Annotated in this window: 16 protein-coding genes; 3 read left to right on the forward strand and 13 right to left on the reverse strand. The window is 28.2% G+C overall.

Going from position 1 to position 20,727, the window contains the following annotated elements; genetic code table 11:
• Positions 1-2: 2 nt before the first annotated feature.
• Positions 3-296 (forward strand): spore coat protein, encoded by a 294-nt coding sequence (locus KGF42_RS12320; RefSeq protein WP_003425293.1) that lies wholly within the window; start codon positions 3-5, stop codon positions 294-296.
• Positions 297-495: 199 nt separating this feature from the next.
• On the opposite strand, the gene KGF42_RS12325 is transcribed toward KGF42_RS12320, so the two are convergent.
• From KGF42_RS12325 to KGF42_RS12365, 9 genes are all read right to left on the reverse strand, one after another.
• Positions 496-2,559: a sulfatase-like hydrolase/transferase gene (locus KGF42_RS12325; RefSeq protein WP_227826424.1), complete on the reverse strand. Its 2,064-nt coding sequence runs from the start codon at positions 2,557-2,559 to the stop codon at positions 496-498.
• Between the two features lie 21 nt (positions 2,560-2,580).
• Entirely contained in the window at positions 2,581-3,303 is a 723-nt protein-coding gene (locus KGF42_RS12330; protein WP_227826425.1) for a sugar phosphate nucleotidyltransferase, read from the reverse strand.
• 375 nt (positions 3,304-3,678) lie between these two features.
• On the reverse strand, positions 3,679-4,410 hold the full coding sequence (locus tag KGF42_RS12335) for an HAD family hydrolase (protein WP_227821325.1): 732 nt from the start codon (positions 4,408-4,410) through the stop codon (positions 3,679-3,681).
• A gap of 87 nt (positions 4,411-4,497) precedes the next feature.
• A complete protein-coding gene (locus KGF42_RS12340) occupies positions 4,498-5,763 on the reverse strand; it encodes a class II D-tagatose-bisphosphate aldolase non-catalytic subunit (protein WP_054272223.1) in 1,266 nt (421 codons plus the stop codon).
• 103 nt (positions 5,764-5,866) lie between these two features.
• Positions 5,867-6,175 (reverse strand): PTS fructose-like transporter subunit IIB, encoded by a 309-nt coding sequence (locus KGF42_RS12345; protein WP_054272321.1) that lies wholly within the window; start codon positions 6,173-6,175, stop codon positions 5,867-5,869.
• Positions 6,176-6,238: 63 nt separating this feature from the next.
• Positions 6,239-7,294 (reverse strand): PTS fructose transporter subunit EIIC, encoded by a 1,056-nt coding sequence (locus KGF42_RS12350; RefSeq protein WP_107594434.1) that lies wholly within the window; start codon positions 7,292-7,294, stop codon positions 6,239-6,241.
• A gap of 1 nt (position 7,295) precedes the next feature.
• Positions 7,296-7,748 (reverse strand): PTS sugar transporter subunit IIA, encoded by a 453-nt coding sequence (locus KGF42_RS12355; RefSeq protein WP_054272220.1) that lies wholly within the window; start codon positions 7,746-7,748, stop codon positions 7,296-7,298.
• A complete protein-coding gene (locus KGF42_RS12360) occupies positions 7,745-9,775 on the reverse strand; it encodes a PTS sugar transporter subunit IIA (protein WP_227826426.1) in 2,031 nt (676 codons plus the stop codon). The genes KGF42_RS12355 and KGF42_RS12360 overlap by 4 nt, the downstream gene beginning before the upstream one ends.
• 260 nt (positions 9,776-10,035) lie before the next feature.
• Complete coding sequence (locus KGF42_RS12365; protein WP_227821327.1) at positions 10,036-12,279, reverse strand: GGDEF domain-containing protein; 2,244 nt, start codon at positions 12,277-12,279, stop codon at positions 10,036-10,038.
• A gap of 379 nt (positions 12,280-12,658) precedes the next feature.
• Here KGF42_RS12365 and uvrA point away from each other — a divergent pair, with 379 nt between their 5' ends.
• On the forward strand, positions 12,659-16,087 hold the full coding sequence (gene uvrA / locus KGF42_RS12370; protein ID WP_227826427.1) for an excinuclease ABC subunit UvrA: 3,429 nt from the start codon (positions 12,659-12,661) through the stop codon (positions 16,085-16,087).
• A 530-nt stretch (positions 16,088-16,617) separates the two neighbouring features.
• Here uvrA and KGF42_RS12375 read toward each other — a convergent pair.
• Both KGF42_RS12375 and KGF42_RS12380 read right to left on the reverse strand, forming a co-directional pair.
• On the reverse strand, positions 16,618-17,184 hold the full coding sequence (locus KGF42_RS12375; protein WP_227821331.1) for a chromate transporter: 567 nt from the start codon (positions 17,182-17,184) through the stop codon (positions 16,618-16,620).
• On the reverse strand, positions 17,181-17,744 hold the full coding sequence (locus tag KGF42_RS12380) for a chromate transporter (protein ID WP_227821332.1): 564 nt from the start codon (positions 17,742-17,744) through the stop codon (positions 17,181-17,183). The genes KGF42_RS12375 and KGF42_RS12380 overlap by 4 nt, the downstream gene beginning before the upstream one ends.
• Positions 17,745-17,806: 62 nt before the next feature.
• Between KGF42_RS12380 and KGF42_RS12385 the strand changes: the two genes are divergently transcribed.
• Positions 17,807-17,971 (forward strand): hypothetical protein, encoded by a 165-nt coding sequence (locus KGF42_RS12385; RefSeq protein WP_227821333.1) that lies wholly within the window; start codon positions 17,807-17,809, stop codon positions 17,969-17,971.
• Positions 17,972-18,407: 436 nt separating this feature from the next.
• On the opposite strand, the gene KGF42_RS12390 is transcribed toward KGF42_RS12385, so the two are convergent.
• Together KGF42_RS12390 and guaA are read right to left on the reverse strand one after the other, a co-directional pair.
• A complete protein-coding gene (locus KGF42_RS12390; protein ID WP_227826428.1) occupies positions 18,408-18,614 on the reverse strand; it encodes a hypothetical protein in 207 nt (68 codons plus the stop codon).
• Positions 18,615-18,990: 376 nt separating this feature from the next.
• Positions 18,991-20,526, reverse strand: a complete 1,536-nt coding sequence (guaA, locus tag KGF42_RS12395) for a glutamine-hydrolyzing GMP synthase (RefSeq protein WP_003425341.1) — start codon at positions 20,524-20,526, stop codon at positions 18,991-18,993.
• Positions 20,527-20,727: the final 201 nt, after the last annotated feature.

Genomic DNA, 20,727 nt, shown 5'->3' on the forward strand with positions numbered 1-20,727 from the left:
ACATGAGAAATATGATAGAAAATCTAATTAAGAACAATACTTATATAGACGATAAAGTAATAATGTTAAGTATGCTTTCATCTGCTAAAGCATCTGCCAATATGTATCTTAATTCTGCATTAACAAGTAGTACACCTGAATTAAGAGCTATATATTCAGCTTCACTAACTCAAATGGTAGAAGGTCACACAGCACTTACAGAATTAAGTATTAATAAAGGATGGGTTAAACCATATGATAAACCTATTCAACAGTTAACATGTAGTTATAAAGAATCCCAAAATGTTATTGATTAATCTAAATAAAATATACTCCTAATTATTTTATTTTAACTATATAATAAAAAAGAAATATCTCAAAATAAAAATTTGAGTATCTCATTTTTTGTGTGAAAATTTTTACTCCATATAGTTCAATAGTTATATTTTAAAGACCCAGAATATTTATTAAAATACAATAAATTATATCTATTTAATATGTAAATAATTTTTAATATTAGTATTTAATATTTCTTTTTATATGATTATATACTATCTCTCTATAATATTCTAAAATATCATTATCTTTAACTTCTTTAGCTTCTTTTTTATCAAAAACAGAATCACTATATTCGTCAAAATTAATGGTTCCATCTATATTAGTAATGCCTTTTGTTTCTAATATATAACAATATTTATCATTATTGACCATAGCTTTATAAGTCTGACCAGGATATATTGATTCACTATAGGTAAACTCACGCCCCTTACCTCCTAGTGTCTTTGGAAGTACACAATCATACTTAGATAAATCATGTTCTATATTTGCTAATTTTAAAATTATAGGCATTAAATCCATATTGCTTATATACTCTGTGTTACCATTAGAGACACTTCCAGACCCTCTAACCATTAATACACTATTAGTTATATTTGATTTTAATAAAAAATCATCTTTACCTAAAAATGAAGCTCCATGATCTGAAAAAATACTAATTAAATATTCTTCTTCAGAGTAGTTTTGTAATATATAATCATAAATTCCTTTCAATTGACGGTCTAGTTCCCTAAGCGCCACATCATATTTTTTAATAGCCTCTTCATCATATTTTTGCCATGCACTTACAAACGAGCTCCTTTTTGATAAAGATGTCTCTATATCTAAAGATGTTTGATTAACAATATCATAATTAACACTATAATTTTCAATATCATCTAATATTTTATGAACATCGCTTAAAGACATAAACACAAATTGATTGGTTTCTTTAAATGATTCAATATGCTTAATCGCATCATTAATTATTGCTGAATCAGAAAATCCTAAACTATTCTTAAAAACAGTTCTATCAAACCCTCTAAAACCACTGCTATATGGTGCAAGTGCATATGTACCACTTATATTTGCAGTGAAATATTCATTTTTTTTCATAATCTCACTGAATAAATCTATATCATCAGGGTATTTATATCCTGCACTAGAATGTAAAAAATGATGATTAGTTGTATATAACCCTGTAACCACACTTGTCAAAGATGGATATGTCCACTCTCCTGCTGAATAACAATTTTCAAATATAATTCCTTTGTTAAAAAAAGCTTTTGTGTAAGGCATTGATTTATATTTTGTTTCCAATAAATATTTTTGAGATAAAGCATCTATAAATATAGTAAAAATTAATTTTTTATTTTTTTCTTTAAACCCTAGCTTGATTGGCTTACCAATTATAATATCTTTATCTGAATTTAAACTAATGCCATTATTTACTCTATAATACTTAAAAAAACCAGGTGGATCTACTTGTTGTGATTTAAAATTAGTATTTCTAATTTTAAAGTCAATAACTTGGTTATATTCAGTTGTAGCAATTGGAATAATATACTTCCCATTATCTAAACTGAATTCTTTTGTAGTCATAGATTTAAAACTCTCTATTGGACATATTGAAGATATCTCAGAATTGTTAATAGCAGCACATAATTTTTTTTGAAAATCTGATAACATATTATTATAAGTGTCAGAATAAAAGCATATATAATCATTATACTTACGACTTGAGTCTTTATTTAAATATTCTTCTATTATAACATTCCATTTATTCCCATAGAAACATGCAGGAAATTTAGCAATACTTAGTTCAATAAATCCAAAAAATTTTTTTAAGTCTTCAAGTATATTTGTGTCTTTTATATTCTCAATGCAATACTCAATTAGAGTTTTTACTTGTTCACTAGAATAAAATAGTTTGTCATTTATATAATCATATCCCTGAATCTTAGCAAAATGTTTTAAGAATGTCACACTTAATATAGCTACTTTAATAGCTTCAGAATATTTACCCATAGCAATCAATATATTTGCTAAATAAAAGTTATTATCATAATTATTTGGTCTAAATTTCAAGGCTTTTCTAATATGTTCTTCTGCAAGTTTATATTCTTCTCCAAAAAAATATGTAACTGCACGTGCAGTATGAATCTCACTATCAAATGGTAATAACTTCTCATACTCATTAATATAATCTAGTGATGTTTTTATATCAAAATGCTCTTGGTTCATTATTTCATCTAAAATTCCCATATAAATTCCTTCCTAACCTACTTACGAGTATTGTAAAATTTTTTTCATTGTAAATTCATTATTTTGAACTATACATTTTTCCAAAAATCTCAAATCTTTTTCATTATCTATTTCAAAACAATCTTTAAAATCTATTTTCTGAATGTACATATTTAAAGCATCTTTATTTTGCATTACAATATCATCCCAGAATAGACTTTCAAAGTCTCCATTTTTTATTGTTTCCTCTAATTTTTTTACTATAATATTTCCGTCTGTTAATGACCAATAGGATACACCACACAATATATACCCCTTATTATCACCAACATACATATCATAAACCTTATTATTTTCATCAAATTTAAATATAAACTCATTATTAAAATTTTCTTTATAAAGAGTAAAATAAGTGGATTTCTTTATATCTGGATCTATAAAGTTATTACATATATATACATCTCCCTCTATAACATAACTATCAGGTAAATGTTCTCTTAATAAATACATAGTATAAATATTATTATATATATCATATTTATTGTTATATATTAATTCCACATTATATTTTTCCACTAAATAATAAAATTCTTCTTTTAAATATCCTACTGCAACTTTTATATCTTTTATCCCCTTTTCTAATAGACATTCTATTTGGGTTTCTATCATTGGCTTCCCATTAACTTTAACTAATGGTTTTGGGATCTCTGAAGTTAATGGTCTTAATCGTGTCCCCATCCCAGCTGCTAAAATTATTGCTTTCATATCTAATCCTCTCTTCCAATTAAATATTGTACTTATTTATAGATTTTAACCTAGTATTATTTATAAAATCTTCAAATTTTTCCGATATAAATTTCTTTATTAGTATAAATATTAAATTTCATTTTAAATTTAGTATTTATTTTCATTCATTCCAAGGATTTAAACTTAATATGAATTTCAACTTATTATTTTTAGTATAATTCATTAAATTTTATATTTTCAAACTAAGAATTCCCTATCGTTTTATTTATCGGTCAATATTAAAAAAAATTTATATTATTAATATGGAAAATTTTTTAAATAATCCATTTTTTAATGTAAAACAGATTACTCATAATTTAAATATATAATTTTGCACAAGTCTTTTTAATTTTTTTAGATGATTCTATTGTTAAGACTTTTTTTACTACATACTTTTATAATTAAAGATAACAAATCTTTATATTCCAAAATTACATAATCTGGCTTATAAATCAAATCTTCTATCCTATGTCCCCTATGATTCATCCATATACTCTTCCAACCAGCTTTTTTAGCACCTACTACATCATTTTTATAAGAATCACCTATATAATATGTATTTTCTCTATCTAAATTCATAACATTCTCAGCTAGTCTAAAAATATTGATGTCTGGCTTAGAAGAACCAACTTCACTAGAAATAAAAATATTGCTTTTGTCAGCCCAGTTTTCAATATTCAACTGGTTTAACTTCATTCTTTGATGAGAAGATGGACCATTAGTTATAATTCCTATATTAATATTTTTTTCTTTGGCAAAATTTAAAACTCGCTCCATTTCTGGAATTAAAGTGATTTGTGATTGTTGATATATATATTCATCTTGAAAATTTTGAGCATCCTTTTCTGAAATAGGATTTTCTAATTCTTCAAAAGCCTTTATTATTCTATATATGTGCATTTTCTCAATTGGCATCTCTCCACTCTCAGTCAAATGGAAAACTTCATCACTGTACTTTCTACTAATTATATATAAATCTTCAATAGAAACATCCTTTATTGAAGAAAACACTTTATTATATGCAATATAAAAAGGTGTCAATTGATTGTATAAAGTATCATCTACATCAAAAACTAAATTAATCAAAATATTAGCCCTCCTAAATTTAATAGTGGTAAGTATAATTATAACTATAAATACCTAGTATAACAATACCTACCACTATGAGTCCCATTATTTATTTAAAATCCTTGTAGTAACACCTTTTAAATTATAACATTCTGCATAATCACGTAAAGGGCGTTTAATATGGTCTACAACAAATCTTTGACCATCAATGTTATTCTTACTTAAATTACCATAAAGCACTTTTAATTCTTTTTTAACATCATCATTATTGAATGTATAATGCCCTGCAATATCTAATATCTCATTAGATAAAACTTCATCCTCAAATATTTCTTCAGTAGTTAGATTTTTTTGTTCTCCTATTACCCACTTTCTCCAACGTCCACATTCGATTGCATTAACAAGAAGAACATGTCTAATATTAGAAGTCTTCTCAATTAACCCCTCTTCTTTTAATTTGTGTTCAACTTCTGCTAATTTTAAATATGCTCTGGTTTCTTCAGTACCATATTGAGGAGCTACATTTGTAGCAATAATTTGAGATGGTATATGTTCTAATAAGGTTACATCATCTAAGTAGTCACCATTATGTTCTTTTAAACCAACGCCATACTTCTTAGCCATTTGGGCTAAATCATAAGCATTTCTAAAGTTAAAAGTTCCTACTTGTTCTGTTTTTCTAGTTAAAGTACCTGTTTGACCAACTATAAATGTTGGCATTGGCAAACCTCTTTCATCAAGCTCAACCTTTAGCCTAGTTATAAATGTTTCATACGTCTCAGTTGAAGTTAGACCTCCATTTGTTTCTTCTGTTCCAACCTCATATCCTATTTCTGGTAAATTAAGTCTTTTCCTTTCATTCTCACAATATTCAATCAATTCTACAGTTCTCTCTAATACTACATCTAATGGAATTACCTTTCCCATCTCAAATGGGTCTTTTGTAGGGTCAATCATTAATAGGTCAAAACCTGCCTCAATATCAGCTAAATAAGATTTTTTTCCTAACTCCATTGCCTCATCAACAGGTAAATGGTCATTTCTTTCTTTATCTCTTTGCCATGGACCACCATGGTCTCTACATAAGTAATACAATCCATTGAATCCAACTTTGTCAGCTATCTTCTTAATATCCTTTGTAAAAGTTTCTTGATTCCAAGCATTTACATAACCACCACCTAGTTCATCTGCATCTACTTGATTTCTACTGGCAATAAACATTAAAGGAAAATCATCATCTTTTGCTAGTTCAAAACTTGCTTGTAATAAGTTTGGTGACATAGGACCAATCCCTAAAAGCGTTGCACTTTTCCCTTCTTCTTGTAAGTCTAGTAATCTTTGTACGACAGTCTTTATTGGTAACTTTTTCATGACTATATCTCCTTTTATTCTATTTTTAAGATGTTTTCAAAGATGTTTTTAATAAAATATTCATTAAAAACATCTTTATGTTATATGTAAAATAAATCAAACTTTATTGAAAAGTATCTTTTATTTTCTTAATCAATGCATCAGATTTCTTAATTATATCAGACACACTCATTCTTACTACTTTTTTTCCTTTAAAACGTTCCATATTTCTAATCTCAACATCATTAGTCAGTATTACACAAGTTGCTTCCTCAATCTCTTTAGGTGACAATTCATTATCTATTCCAGAACTTCCTTGAGTCTCAACCTTTATTTCTATACCAAATTTTTTTGCTGATAATTCAAGTGATTCAGCTGACATATAAGTATGTGCTACTCCACTAGGACAAGATGTTACTGCTACAATTTTCATATCCTCATCTCCTTTAAATTTATCTATATATTTACTTTTTATGTAAATCATTCCCATTTATATCTATAGTTCTTCAAATACTAATTCAATCGAATCATCTAAATCTTCTTCAATTTCTTCATCTTCTTTTACATCTTTCTTTACTAATTTCATCAATACTGCCACGACAACTGCTCCTGTTAATACTGATGCGATATACCCCAACCTATTGTCAACTACTGGTAATACTATCAGACCTCCCCAAGGTGCATGATTTAAACATCCTAATAAAAAGGCCATAATATTTCCTATAATCGACCCAGCCATAATACAAGGGATTACTCTAACAGGGTCTGCTGTTGCAAATGGAATAGCCCCCTCTGTAATTCCAACACACCCCATCAATAGTGATGCTTTCCCTGAATCTCTTTCTTCCTTACTAAATTTTTTTGGAAACAATAATGTAGCTAATCCTAACCCAATTGGAGGTATACAAATTGCAACACCAACTCCACCCATTAAATATGGAAGTGTGTCAACTTGAGTTTGAGCAAAAGTTGCAGCAACTTTATTTATAGGTCCACCCATATCGGAAGCTATCATTCCTCCTAAAATTCCGCCTAAAGGAATTTTAGAAACACCAGACATTCCATTTAACCAATTTGTCATCCATGTCATAAAAGAAGCTATAGGTTCTCCGATTAAAAATACAATTATACCACCTGTAATCAATGTACCAAGCAAAGGATAAATAAATATTGAACCTAAAGTTCTCATTGTAGGAGCCAATTTAATTTTCTTTAGTTGCAAGACAACAAATCCTGCTATGAATCCTGCTATAATACCACCTATAAAACCCGCATTTACTTCTTTTGCTAAATATGCTCCTATCATACCAGGAGCTAATCCGGGTTTATCTGCCATACTAAATGCTATATATCCACCTAATATAGGAATAAATAAAGCTAATCCAGCAGCTCCAATTTGATTCAATTTAGCTAACCATCCAGTTTCAGGAACAGCAGCTTGTCCACTTAGAGTTACTGATAAAGCAAATAGAATTCCTCCAGCAACTACAAATGGAATCATATACGATGTTGCTGTCATAAGATGTTTCTGTAAAAACTTCAAAATCCTCATTTTAATCTTCCTCCCCTATTTTTTCTTTTATAAGATTATAAACTGTTTGTTCATCTGAATTTCTAATTTGATTTCTAAAACTCTCATGCATCAGTAAACGTGCTAGTTTTGACAAAATCTTTAAGTGAAGATTATTTTCATTATCTTTTGTTACTGATATCAAAAATACTAAATCCACTTTTTCTCCTTCTTCTGTCCATGCAATAGGAGTATCAAGCTTTCCTATTGTAATGCAAGAATTTTTAACACCTATACTTTGACTATGAGGAAGACCTATACCATGTCCAATATAAGTCGATAATGTTTCCTCTCTCTTTAAAACATCCTCTAAAAATTGATTTTTATCTTTTAGATACCCTTCTTTTGATACTACATCTACTAGTGATATAATGGCTTCTTCTTTTGAATTAGCATGTATGTTAAATGAACATTTTACATTAACTAATTTACTCATACAGTGACCTCCTTCTCATATTTATGAATTAAACCTTCTGCTTCTTCTTTTGTATTTGCACCTTCTAACATAGCAATAAAATTAGTCTTATAAACCATTTTAGTTAGATTAATTATTGCAGGAATTTGCTCTTTTTTATCTCTACTTGCTAGACAAAATATGATTTTAACCTTTTTATCTCCAAAACTAATTGCTTCTTTACATATTAATAGACTTATTGAACTTACTTTGACTAATGAACTATCATTTCCATGTAATAGAGCAAATTCATTATCTTTTACAGCATAAAAACCTACATTTTTTAAAATATCTATAATATTATCAGCATATTGTGCTGATACAAAATCGCAATCAGCAAGTATATTTGAACTAATTTTCACAGCATCTTCCCATTTCATGTCTTCATCAATGATACTTATAGTATCAATTCCTATTAAATCACCTAAATTAAGTTGTCTAGATAGTATTCTCTCATCACTGTATCCAAGTTCTTGCCATATAATACTCAATACTCTTTTTTGTGCATCTTCTTCTAAAAAACCCAGTCTTTTTTTTATTGACATATAATTAGTTAGAACGTTCTTTCTTTTTATCCCTTTTTCTTCAATCTTCAAATAATCGTTTTCTTGTAAAAATGGATTTATCTCAATAATTGTTTTAGGTAAGTCTGTTACTATCTTTGATGTTGTTATAATAAAGTCAATACTTCCCCAATCTTTATAATCTTGTAACTTATATGATGGAATACTATCCACTATATTTATTTGGTAATCATTTATTAAAGTATCCTTTAACATAGCAATTACACCATAACCAAATCCACAAACTAACAATATGTTTTTATAATTGTTTCTCTCATTTCTATGTATACTTCCTAAAAAATGTATTGACAAGAGTATTATTTCATTTTCATTCTTTATCTGATTTAACACTCTATTTTTTTGAATAGAATTCTTAGTAGCTTCAAGTACATATTGGTATTTATCTGGTATGACGTGAAATAATTCTTCATAAATCTGTATATTCTGTTTGATTCTCTCTATCAATGGGGCAATATGATTAAGTAATCCTTTATAAAGAATCATATCTTCTTTGAAGTCAATCTCTAATATCTCTGACATATTATAAATTAAATCTTGAACTATCATTTCTGTACTAATCAAATCCATATCTTCATTTAAACTTGCATATTTATTTGTAAAAAATACAAAACTCTTTAACAATAAAATTTGTTCTTTGGTTAACTTTTTTTGAATGATTTCTTCAAACTCTTGGTCAAACTTATTTTCAAAATATGGCTCACTTAATGAAGAAGATTCTAAAGGATGTTTTTCATCTGAATGTATATACCATGTAAAAAGGAAAATGTTTGATACATACCATGTAAAAGATTCATCATTTAAAGTCCATCCCATTTGAAATAATAAATTTATAGACCAATTATATATATCAATCAAAGAAAGACCTTTGAATATTTTTTCAATTACATTCACTAAATACTTCTCAAATACACTTAAATCAGATTTTTCCTTACCAAAAAGATAGGAATATGATTTTAATATGTTCAATCTTTGTTTATATATAGTATCTTCATCTCCACTTATCTTGAAAATTTTATCATAAGTAATAGTTATTTGATTTCTTTCTAATTCACTTGACAAAACATTAAGGTCATTTTTAATTGAACTTCTAGAAACCTGGAATTCCTTGCTCAATTTTTCTAAATTTAGGTTATCTATTTTAAACATTGATATAATCTTCATAATAGATACTCTCTCAGTTAAGGAAAATACATATTCATTGTTGTTTATACAAACTACTTGGAAGTCATCAGGAATAATTAACACACCTTTATTCATCTTTTGTATTACTGATTTGTTCAATGAACGTAAAACAAGATTTAAATTATTTATATCATATCTAACTTTTCTTTCTTCTATATTCAGTTGTTTGCTAATATCCTTGTAACTTGTCTTACTTTTTCCTTTTAGAAAATTCATAATGAGTAACATTCTTCCACTTATCATATTTTCCCTCCTTTCAAAATAATTAGAGTTATCAACATCACAAATTTTATATTATTCTGTATCTTTTAGTTTTTTTATGTCTAAAACAGTAACTATCTTTCTATATTCAGAATAATACAATAAAGCTTTAGCCACAACTTACAACATTTGAAAATTGTTTTTACAAAATCTGTAACTGCATTTTTTAGTAGATATCCAAATAAAAAAGACAAGTTATATTTTCAGTTATATAACCTGCCTAAATTTTTTATTTTGTATATTTAATTATTAGATACTTTTAAATTTTTTATTTTATTATCTAAATATGCGAACTCTTCAAATTCAGAAATTAATAGTGGTTTAGAAAAAACATAACCTTGAATATAATCACATCCTACATTTTTTAGAAACTCAACTTGTTCTAATTCTTCAATTCCTTCAGCAATTACCTTCATACCCAGTCTTTTGCTAAGTTCAATAATAGACTCAATAACTATCTTCCCACGGTCTATATTATTTCTGCTTACAAAAAATGAACGGTCTAATTTAATTATATCAACTTTAAAAGCCTTTAATATTCCTAATGATGAGTATCCAAATCCAAAATCGTCTATAGAACACTTAAATCCCTTAGAATGAATATCATCTATTACATCTATAGATTCTGGATTTTCCAAGAAAATAGATTCTGTAAGTTCTAAATCTATTAGATATGTTGGTACATTGTATTTATTACATATAAGTTCATATTTTTCTAAAAACGACTTATCATTTAAATGTTGTCTTGATACATTAACAGAAATTCTCAGCATTTCTTTACCTTTTTTTATCCATTTAGAAATCAATTTACATGTTTCTTCAAGTACATATAAGTCTAATTTACATATAAAACCACTTTTCTCAAAAAGAGGAATAAAATCACTTGGATAAATTATGCCCTTTTCTGGATTTTTCCAACGTACAAGAGCCTCTGCTCCACTAATTTTTCCACTTTTTATATCAATTTTGGGTTGTAAACATATAAAAAAGTCTTTATCTTCAAGGGCTTTTTCCATTAAGTTCGAAATTTCCTTTTCAGATATTAATCGTTTCCTTTCTATATCACTATAAAAAGAAAAATCACTTTGATGAGCTTTATTAAAGCTTTTTCTTGCTGTATTTGCATGGTCTTGTATTGTGATTAAATCTTCATTATGATTTTCAATTGTGTAAATACCTACTGATACTCTTAAAAAGTATGGATTTTCTTTATTTTTATTAAAATAATTTATATCAGCTTCTATTTTGTATAATAACTCTAAGACTTCTAACACTGGTCTATTCTTAATAAACAAATAAAAAAGGTCTGCATCATGACGGCATATAAATTCTTCATTTTCATCAATATTTTTAGACAAAACATTATAAATATGTTTAAGTGTCATATTTCCTTTTTCACTTCCAAAACAATCATTTATTAGCTTAAAACCCTTTATATTTATTGCTATCATCACATAAGTACTATCAGGTGATTCTGAAATTAAAGGTTTGACTAACATACTAAATTTAGTTGAGTTGATACCATTTGTTACACTATCTAAATACGCAATATTTTCTATTTGATTTAAATGTTTTCTTCTTATCGTATATAAAAGCCATGTTATAATTCCAATAATACATGTAATTATAAGTGTCATTATTATTGTAAAAGAGTTTAACTTATTAAGTTCACCAAGTACAGCGTCTTCAGGCACTATAAGAACAAAATACCAATCATTTAGACCTTTTGTAATTGGATAATAACTCAATAAGCATTTTATATCTTTTGATGAGATTATTGTGATATTCCCTGATTTTTCGTTTTTAAAATCATTAAGCATCTTTTGAGCCCAAGGCTCCTCTCTAGAATCTTTATATTTGTAACTAAGATTCTTTATTAGTTCACTATTTTTACCTATGAAAAGAGTTTTTCCCTTACTATTAATAATTTCAATAGTCCCTTCTCCATTAAAGTTATCTATATTAAGAATATCATTCATGCCTTCTTTGTTAGAAACACCTATTAAAATGCTAGACACTTCATGATTATCATCAAATATTGGTACACTATAAAGAACGACTCCTAGCGACTCTATTACCTCTGAATACTCTTTACCTTCTGTTCCTTTTTTATATGAAACAGTATTCTTTAAGTCAAACTCTTTTCCACTTAAAAACTTAGCCTTTCCTCCTAAATCAATTATTCCAATATCATAATATTTATAACTAGTCTTTCTTTTAGATAAGTACTCATATCGGCTATCCCCTTCATATTGCTTAATAAAATCTGCCATTAATCTTAAGTCCGATAAGATAAATTTGATTTTAGAATCAACATTCATTACAATTTGTGTAGATACATCATTTAAATAGTTTTTAGTTTGTTTATTAGATATATTGTGCAGTTTTACAGTATTGAAAATAGTAATTACAAGGATTGAAATAATAAGTGAACATAAAATTATAGACAGAACTAAACTATTTTTCTTATACCTTGATAATTTCATTTTTTGTCCTCCAAATTATAAACCTATTTTTTAAAATGTATATTAGCACTTATGAATTTAATTACTAAAAATCCATTTACACTATATTATAGTATTCTATTTCTTAATATTCAAGAATAGCACCTTAATATTTCATTAATAGTTCATAGATAATAGCTTTATTAATCAATTATATGATATACAATTTCTAACGTTTATTGATTAAAAACACTAATGCCTGCCATCTTAAGCTCCTACTATATATAAATCATTTTTACCAATAAGTATAAAACAAACCATCTTTGTATGAAAATTAATCCTCATATTCAAAAAATTTAAATTGCCCTTGAATCTGACACCGTGTTAGGGTATATCATGCAATTAGAGAGGTGAACACTAAATGAAAATAAACAATTATAAAAAACAAAGTATTATTACAAACCCCAAAATATTTGAAAATGAATATCAAAATTTACCAAATACTCCAGTAGAATTATTAAAAGTAGTCCAAAATCTAATAATTCATGGAGACCAAGGAAAACTATATGGTATAGCCTTTAATAAGCAACAAGCCGATGAAGAATTACTTCGTACAATTCCTCAAATGTTAAAAAAAATCTTTGAAATAGATTCTAACTCACTAACTATCCCAAGAAAGCCAAAACAGAGATTAGTTGGTATGTGCAGAGACTACTCTTTACTTCTTGTATCTTTCCTAAGGTATCGAGGTTTTGAAGCTAGGATAAGAGCAGGCTTTGCTAATTATTTTGAAAGTGAGCTTCCTTACGAAGACCACTGGCTCGTAGAATACTATAATCCTATAACAAAAATATGGGTAAAAATAGATTCGCAAATAGATAACATACAAAAAAACTATTTTCAAATTGATTTTGACACTCATGATGTCAAAAAAATAAATGGTTTTTTAACTGGCTCAGAAGCCTGGATAAGTTGTCGACAAGGTCATACTCACCCAGATGACTTTGGATATAATAAAAATTGGAAAGGTTGGCACTCCATAAAGGGTAATCTTCTACATGACTTTAATAATATGATTGGTTTGGAATTGCTTCCATGGGATTTATGGACAGAATTAAGTTCTAAAAAATACAATCAATTAACAAGAGTAGAAAAAAATTTGTTAGATGAAATGGCAGAGATATTATCAAGTGGCAATATAAAAATAGAAAACCTCAATTTGTTAATAGAAAAATTGCCTAAAGATTATTTGACATCAATCTTTTCTCAGTTAAAAATATTAGGCATTTTGGAAACAAAAGAATTCGGTAATCCTCTTGAACTAGAAAAGAAATTCAAATTTACCAAATCAATAAATAAACCAATTAAAAATTCACTTTGTCACAATAAAGGTTCTATCTATTTAAAAGGAGGAAGGCAAAATAACTTAAAAGATGTTGAGGTTACAATTCCAAAGAATCAAATAACCGTGATTACAGGTGTAAGTGGTAGTGGAAAATCCTCTTTAGCTTTCGATACGATTTATGAAGAAGGGAAAAGACGTTATTTTGAAAACCTAAGTAATGGAGCAAAACTTTCAGAACAACTTCAAAAACCTGAATTCGATTTACTTCAAGGATTAACTCCTACTGTAGCTATTGAACAGAAAAAAGGAAGCCAAAATCCTCGTTCTACGGTTGGTACTCTTACAAGCATTTGGGATTACTTAAGAATGTTGTTTGTATCAATTGGAAAAAGTTACTGTCCATATTGCAAAATTCCATTAGAAAAAAAGAATACTACAAAAAATTATTGCCCACATTGCCAAACTATTTTTTCTAAGATAAATACTTCAACCTTCAATGCTAATTCCCATACTGGAGCTTGTCATGATTGCAATGGATTGGGTTTTACCTATCAAGTTAATCCTCAATTAATTGTAAAAGACCCAACTATTTCAATATTAGATGGAGCCACTTACTACTTTGGAAAATTGAGGGGGAAAAAGCCAAATGGTAATTGGATGGTAGGTGAATTATATGCAATAGCAAAAGATAAAAATATCGACCTAGATATACCTTGGAATCAATTACCAAGAAATTTTATAGATTCAATCTTATATGGTACAGGTGATAAGATATATGAGTTTAGCTTTGAATCAAAAGGTCGGGAATCAAAAATTAAAAGACCTGCCTCAGGGGCAATCAATCACATTCAAAGACTCTTTAGAGAATCCAGTTCTCAAAATAATACTTTGCATCAATATATGAACAAAATTCCTTGCCATACATGTGGTGGTGAATTGCTATGTATTGAGGCTAGATTCACTACAATCAAAGGTTATCGCTTCCCTGAACTAACAAAAATGACAATAGAACAGTTATGGAATTGGTTATGTGAATTACCAAATCAACTTCAACAAAATGAGCTATCTTTAGTAAATGATATCTTAACAGAATTAAAAATTCGAGTTAGTTATCTATTAAAAGTAGGTCTTAGCTATCTATCAACAGACAGAACAGCTCCAACTTTATCTGGAGGAGAACTACAGAGAGTACGATTGTCAAGTCAGCTAGGAAGCGAATTGATCGGATTAACCTATATTCTAGATGAACCATCTATTGGTTTACATCCAAGAGACCATAATTTAATCATCAAAACGATAGAAGAGCTAAGAGATAAGGGTAATACTGTTATAGTCGTGGAACATGATAGGGATACAATACTAGCTGCTGATTATATTATTGATGTAGGGCCAAACGCTGGTACAAAAGGAGGATTCATTATTGCAGAAGGTACGACTCAAGAAATTATAGAAAATCCAAATTCTATAACAGGCAAATATCTAAGTACATCCAATAAAATAAGTTCACAAAATAAAATTAAACCAAGTAAATGGCTAAACTTAAAGGGATGTCATGCAAATAATTTAAAAAATATTAATGTACAAATTCCTTTAAACTGTATGTGCTCTATTACAGGTGTTAGTGGTTCGGGTAAGAGTTCTCTTGTATTTCACAGTTTACTTCCTGCTCTAGAAGAAAAATTAAACCAAAAATCTATCCCAAATAAAAATTATACCGAACTTACTGGATTTGATATTATTGATGATTTTATCTTAATGGACCAAACACCTATTGGAAAATCTAGTCGTTCTACACCTGCTACTTATATCAATATCTTTGATGAAATTCGTTCTCTATTTGCTGAAACTTCACAAGCAAAACAACAATTATTGGATGAAAGTCATTTTAGTTTTAATAGTAAAAAAGGTCAATGCACAAACTGTCAAGGATTAGGCAAAACAACAATTATTCTACAATATATGGCAGACCAGTGGGTAACTTGTAGCGAATGCCAAGGTAAGAGATACCAAAAAGAAGTACTGTCTGTACAATACAAAGGAAAAACAATTGCAGATATACTTGACATGGAAGTAACAGAAGCAAAAGCATTTTTTAGTGATTGCTCTGATATATATAGAAAACTCTCTCTATTAGATGAAGTGGGACTTGGCTATCTAAAACTGGGTCAAAATACATTAGGATTAAGTGGAGGAGAATCTCAAAGGTTAAAATTAGCAAAAGAATTGGGAACAAAAACTAAAAAAAGAATGTTATACATATTAGATGAACCTACTACTGGACTTCATTTTAGAGATATAGAGAATCTGCTAATTACTTTTAGAAAACTTGTAAATGAACAACATTCACTTTTAATTATTGAACACAATACAGAAGTTATACGTGCTTCTGATTGGGTTATAGATATAGGTCCAGATAGTGGAATAAATGGAGGAGAAATTGTCGCTTCTGGAACTCCTGATGAAATAAGAATAAATCCAAATAGTATTACTGGGAATTTTATATAAAGGCAAAAGTATTACAATAGTCATATAATAAAAGAATTAACTTTAATATATGACTGTGATAAAATATGACTAATCTATAAAATAGAGCCTAAAAATTATTATATTTTTATAATAAAGAAAGGAAAATCCTCATATTTGGAAAAATAGTACAAAAATAATTAATACAATGTTGGAATGCTTTATTGCACAAGATAGTAAAATAAAAAAGGGAGTTAGCATACCTACTCTTGTCTTTAAAACACTTCATGATAGATATTTTAAAACCCAATATTTTGATAGCTATTATAATTCATTAAAATGTAAAAAGAAGCTTGTTTAAATTAATAACGTTCATAATAGTTACTATCTAGATAGTGAGAAATTTTGTAAAAAAGCTTATGATTGGTTTGTAGAAAATCAATAATGTAATTTAAATATTGTATAGGTTTTTGATTATCTTTTCAGAGTTTCTTAAATATCCAAATAGCCTTACTTTATTGGCTATTTGGGTCTAAGATATAAAAAATAGATATCATTTACTTACCAACAATTTATAAATAAAAAAACATTCCCAATATACCACTTATTAGCATAATAACAATGGGATTAATTTTCCACTTACGTACTATAAGTAGCATAATGAAAAATATTATTAGTGCAATCCAATCTAATGTCTTAAATATAGAATTGAAATACACTGTACTTGTCCCAAACAATGCAAGGATTATAATTGTAGCCGCAGCTGAGATAATTAGACCTAATGAAGCTGATTTTAGACCATTTAATATCTCAAATATATAAGTAGAGTTATGGTTCTTTTGAAAAAAATTATATAAAAATAGAGATATGACTACACCACACAATACACAACCTAAGGTAGCTGCAACTGCTCCCCAAAAACCTCCAATTTGAAGCCCAACAAAAGTAGAAGTATTAACAGCTAGTGGTCCTGGTGTCATTTGCGAAATAGTTATAATATCTGTAAAAATTTTTTCACTTATCCATCCAGTTTGATTTACTACTTGCTCTTGAATTAAAGGTATAATTGCATAACCACCACCAATACTAAGCAAGCCTATTTTTAAAAATATAAAAAATAAGTTCCAAATTGTATTCATTTATCCTCCCTCTTTTTGCAGAATACTCGCACTACACAAAAAAAGCAACAAACAATTAATATAAGAGCTACATTTATGCCCATCACAAAGTTTGCAAAGAAAGCAATAGGTATCATAGCTGATAAAAATAAAGAACGTTCTTTTAGTATCATAGAACACATGTCAATAATCAAATCCACAATTAGTGCGGCAACACCAGCTTGCATTCCTTTTAATACTGCAGCAACAATAGCACTAGATATAAAAGTTGTGTAAAATGCTGATACTAATCCAAGAATAACAAGTGGAGGTATTATAGCAGATATACAACTAATGACAGCCCCCAAAGTACCAGCTACTCGATAACCTGCTAAAGCAGATAAATTGATTGCAATTGCTCCAGGAGTTGACTGAGCCACTGCTGCCATACTCACTAAATCGTCTTCTGTAAAAAATTTCTTTTGCTTTACAAAGTAACGTCTAATCATAGGTACAACTACATACCCTCCACCAAAAGTAAATGTGCTAATAAACAAGTTGATAATTAAAAGCCAAAAATATGTTTTTTTGCTTTGCTTCAAAATCTTCCTCCTTCTTTCTGCTTCATATTATTTAGTATACCGGTTGCTTTGCAATCTGTAAAATGATAGAATTTAATGGATTAAAAAACTCATTTCCATCTCTTAAAGTGAATGTCCATGTTGAAAGCGCTAATTCAGCTATGGATATTTTAAAAAGTGGAGAAGCTGATATATGTTTTTGGGAAAGTATAGAACCACAGGGGGCATTCAGATATTATATTATCTAGATAAAATTTATTGGCTACTACCTATGCAGTTCTCTTATGAACTTCTTACACTTTCATGCAAGCACAGACTATATCTTATCCTTTGGCATTATCCGTTAAGGTCTACCCACTTCCACTACCGATAACTTGTAGTGTACTTCCCTCAAGAGGAATAGTCGTTGAAGTTTCTCCTATTTAGAGCTTACCTGCTGATTGCTCATTTTAAAGTACTTAGGGGTTTAACCTTATACCATCTAACCAATTTTTTCTACTTTCGTAGCTTTCACACTTAGGTTTATTTCATCTTTATGTTTTAGTTTGGTTAGCTTTAGGGTTTTTTAGCAATTCAAGTAGTATTGGATAGGTTCTATCCTATCTCTACATATAAGTTTCCCTATATGCTGACTATTTTAGCCACTAACTCATGACTAAAGTTACGAGTGTATGTAGCTATTTTTTAATCGAAAAAATCTCCTGCATCTACTAAAGTTAGATTTTTATCTTTTTTTCTTTCTTCTTTTACATAAGAAATTAACTCATAAGGTATAACTCCATGTAAATCAGTATTTGCTAATACATTTATTTCTGCTGTTTGTTTTGAAACACATCCAAACATTAGTAATGTAAATAAAAAAGTAATTCCTATAATTATTTTATTTTTCATAATTCCTCCATCTTCTACAAATATTTGATTTAGTATCATTGACTACTAAATTCTCTTATATATTACTATATTAATATATAAAAGTCATCAAGATATTTCATAGACATAAAATTATCACAAAAATAAGAAAAAGACTAGAAAACTCAATCTCTAGTCTTTTTCTTATTCTATTTTACTTAGAATCATTTTTAATATTATCTATTCTTTACTTATAAGTATATTTTACATATCATCCAGTTACTATTCTGTACATTAATATTTATAAAAGCTTGTCTACTTTATCATTAAATTTATCTATAATAGTATAAGCAAATAACTTGCTTTGCTCTTTTTTATTATGAATCTTTGTTCTAATTTTAATATTTTTATATACTTATTACTCCCACTCAATAGTACCAGGTGGCTTAGAAGTTATATCATAAACTACTCTATTTACTCCATCAACTTCATTTATTATTCTATTAGAAATTCTTTCTAATACATCATAAGGCATCTTATACCAGTCAGAAGTCATTCCATCAGAAGAAGTAACTGCTCTTAAACCAACTAGATAAGCATATGTTCTTTCGTCACCCATAACTCCAACAGTCTTAACATCTGGTAATGTTGCAAAAGCTTGCCATATTTCTCTATATAGACCTGCTTTTCTAAGCTCGTCCATATAAACAGCATCAGCTTCTCTTAATATATCACATTTTTCTTTAGTTACATCACCTATAACTCTTATTCCTAGACCTGGTCCTGGGAAAGGATGTCTAAATATTAATCCTTCTTCTATACCAAGCTCTAATCCTATTTTTCTAACTTCATCTTTAAATAACTCTCTTAATGGTTCGACAATTTCTTGGAAGTCTACATCTTCTGGAATTCCACCAACATTATGATGAGATTTTATAGTAGCAGCATTTCCATGTCCACTTTCTATAACATCTGGATAGATTGTTCCTTGAACTAAGAAATCCATTTTTCCTAATTTATTTGATTCTTCTTCAAATACTCTTATAAATTCTTCACCTATTATTTTTCTCTTAGCCTCTGGTTCAGAAACTCCTTTTAATTTAGATAAGAATCTATCTTCTGCATTAACTCTTATTAAATTTATATCAAATTTCTCTCTAAATATTCTTTCTACATCATTTCCTTCATTTTTTCTAAGTAATCCATGGTCAACAAATATACAAGTTAAGTTGTCCCCAATTGCTTTATGAATAAGAACTGCGGCAACAGAAGAATCAACTCCTCCACTTAAAGCACATAGAGCTTTTTTATCGCCTATTTTTTCTTTCAATTCTTTTATTTTATCTTCTATGAATGAATCTGTAGTCCAGTCACCTTTTACTTTACAAATATTATATAAGAAGTTTGTAAGTATCTTGTCCCCTTCTAAACAGTGTTCTACTTCTGGATGGAATTGAACTCCATATAAGTTTCGTTCTACATTTTCCATAGCTGCTACTGGACAATCATTAGTATTTGCAACTATAGTAAATCCTTCTGGAACTTTTTCTATTAAATCTGTATGGCTCATCCATACACTATTTGTAGTTATACCTTCAAATAATGATGATTTTCCATAAGTTATAGCTGTTTTTCCATATTCTTTTTCTTGTTTATTACCTTTTCTTACAACTCCACCCAATACATGAGACATTATTTGAATACCATAGCATATTCCAAGTATTGGAACTCCTAGTTCAAATATTTCTTTTGAAATTGTTGGAGAATCTTCTAAATACGCACTATTTGGTCCACCTGTAAATATTATCCCTTTAGGATTTTTTTCTTTTATTCTTTCTATGCTTGCAGTACATGGAAGTATTTCACAATATACATTGTTTTCTCTAACTCTTCTAGCTATCAACTGATTATATTGTCCTCCAAAATCTATTACAAGTACTAATTCATGTTTCATAAATTCACATCTCTCCTTGTATAATATAGTTTTTATATATTTATTTTAACACAAGACAGTCTAAATTATATTAAATCTTTTTACACAAAAAACCTGTATAGTAACTTCCATAATTTCTAACAAAAGTGAAATTACTATACAGGCTTCCAAAATACCTCTATCTTATAGCCAACACATAGGGAGTATAACTCGGCCTACACA

The organism is Clostridioides sp. ZZV15-6383 (assembly GCF_020657735.1).
GTDB lineage: Bacteria > Bacillota > Clostridia > Peptostreptococcales > Peptostreptococcaceae > Clostridioides > Clostridioides difficile_D.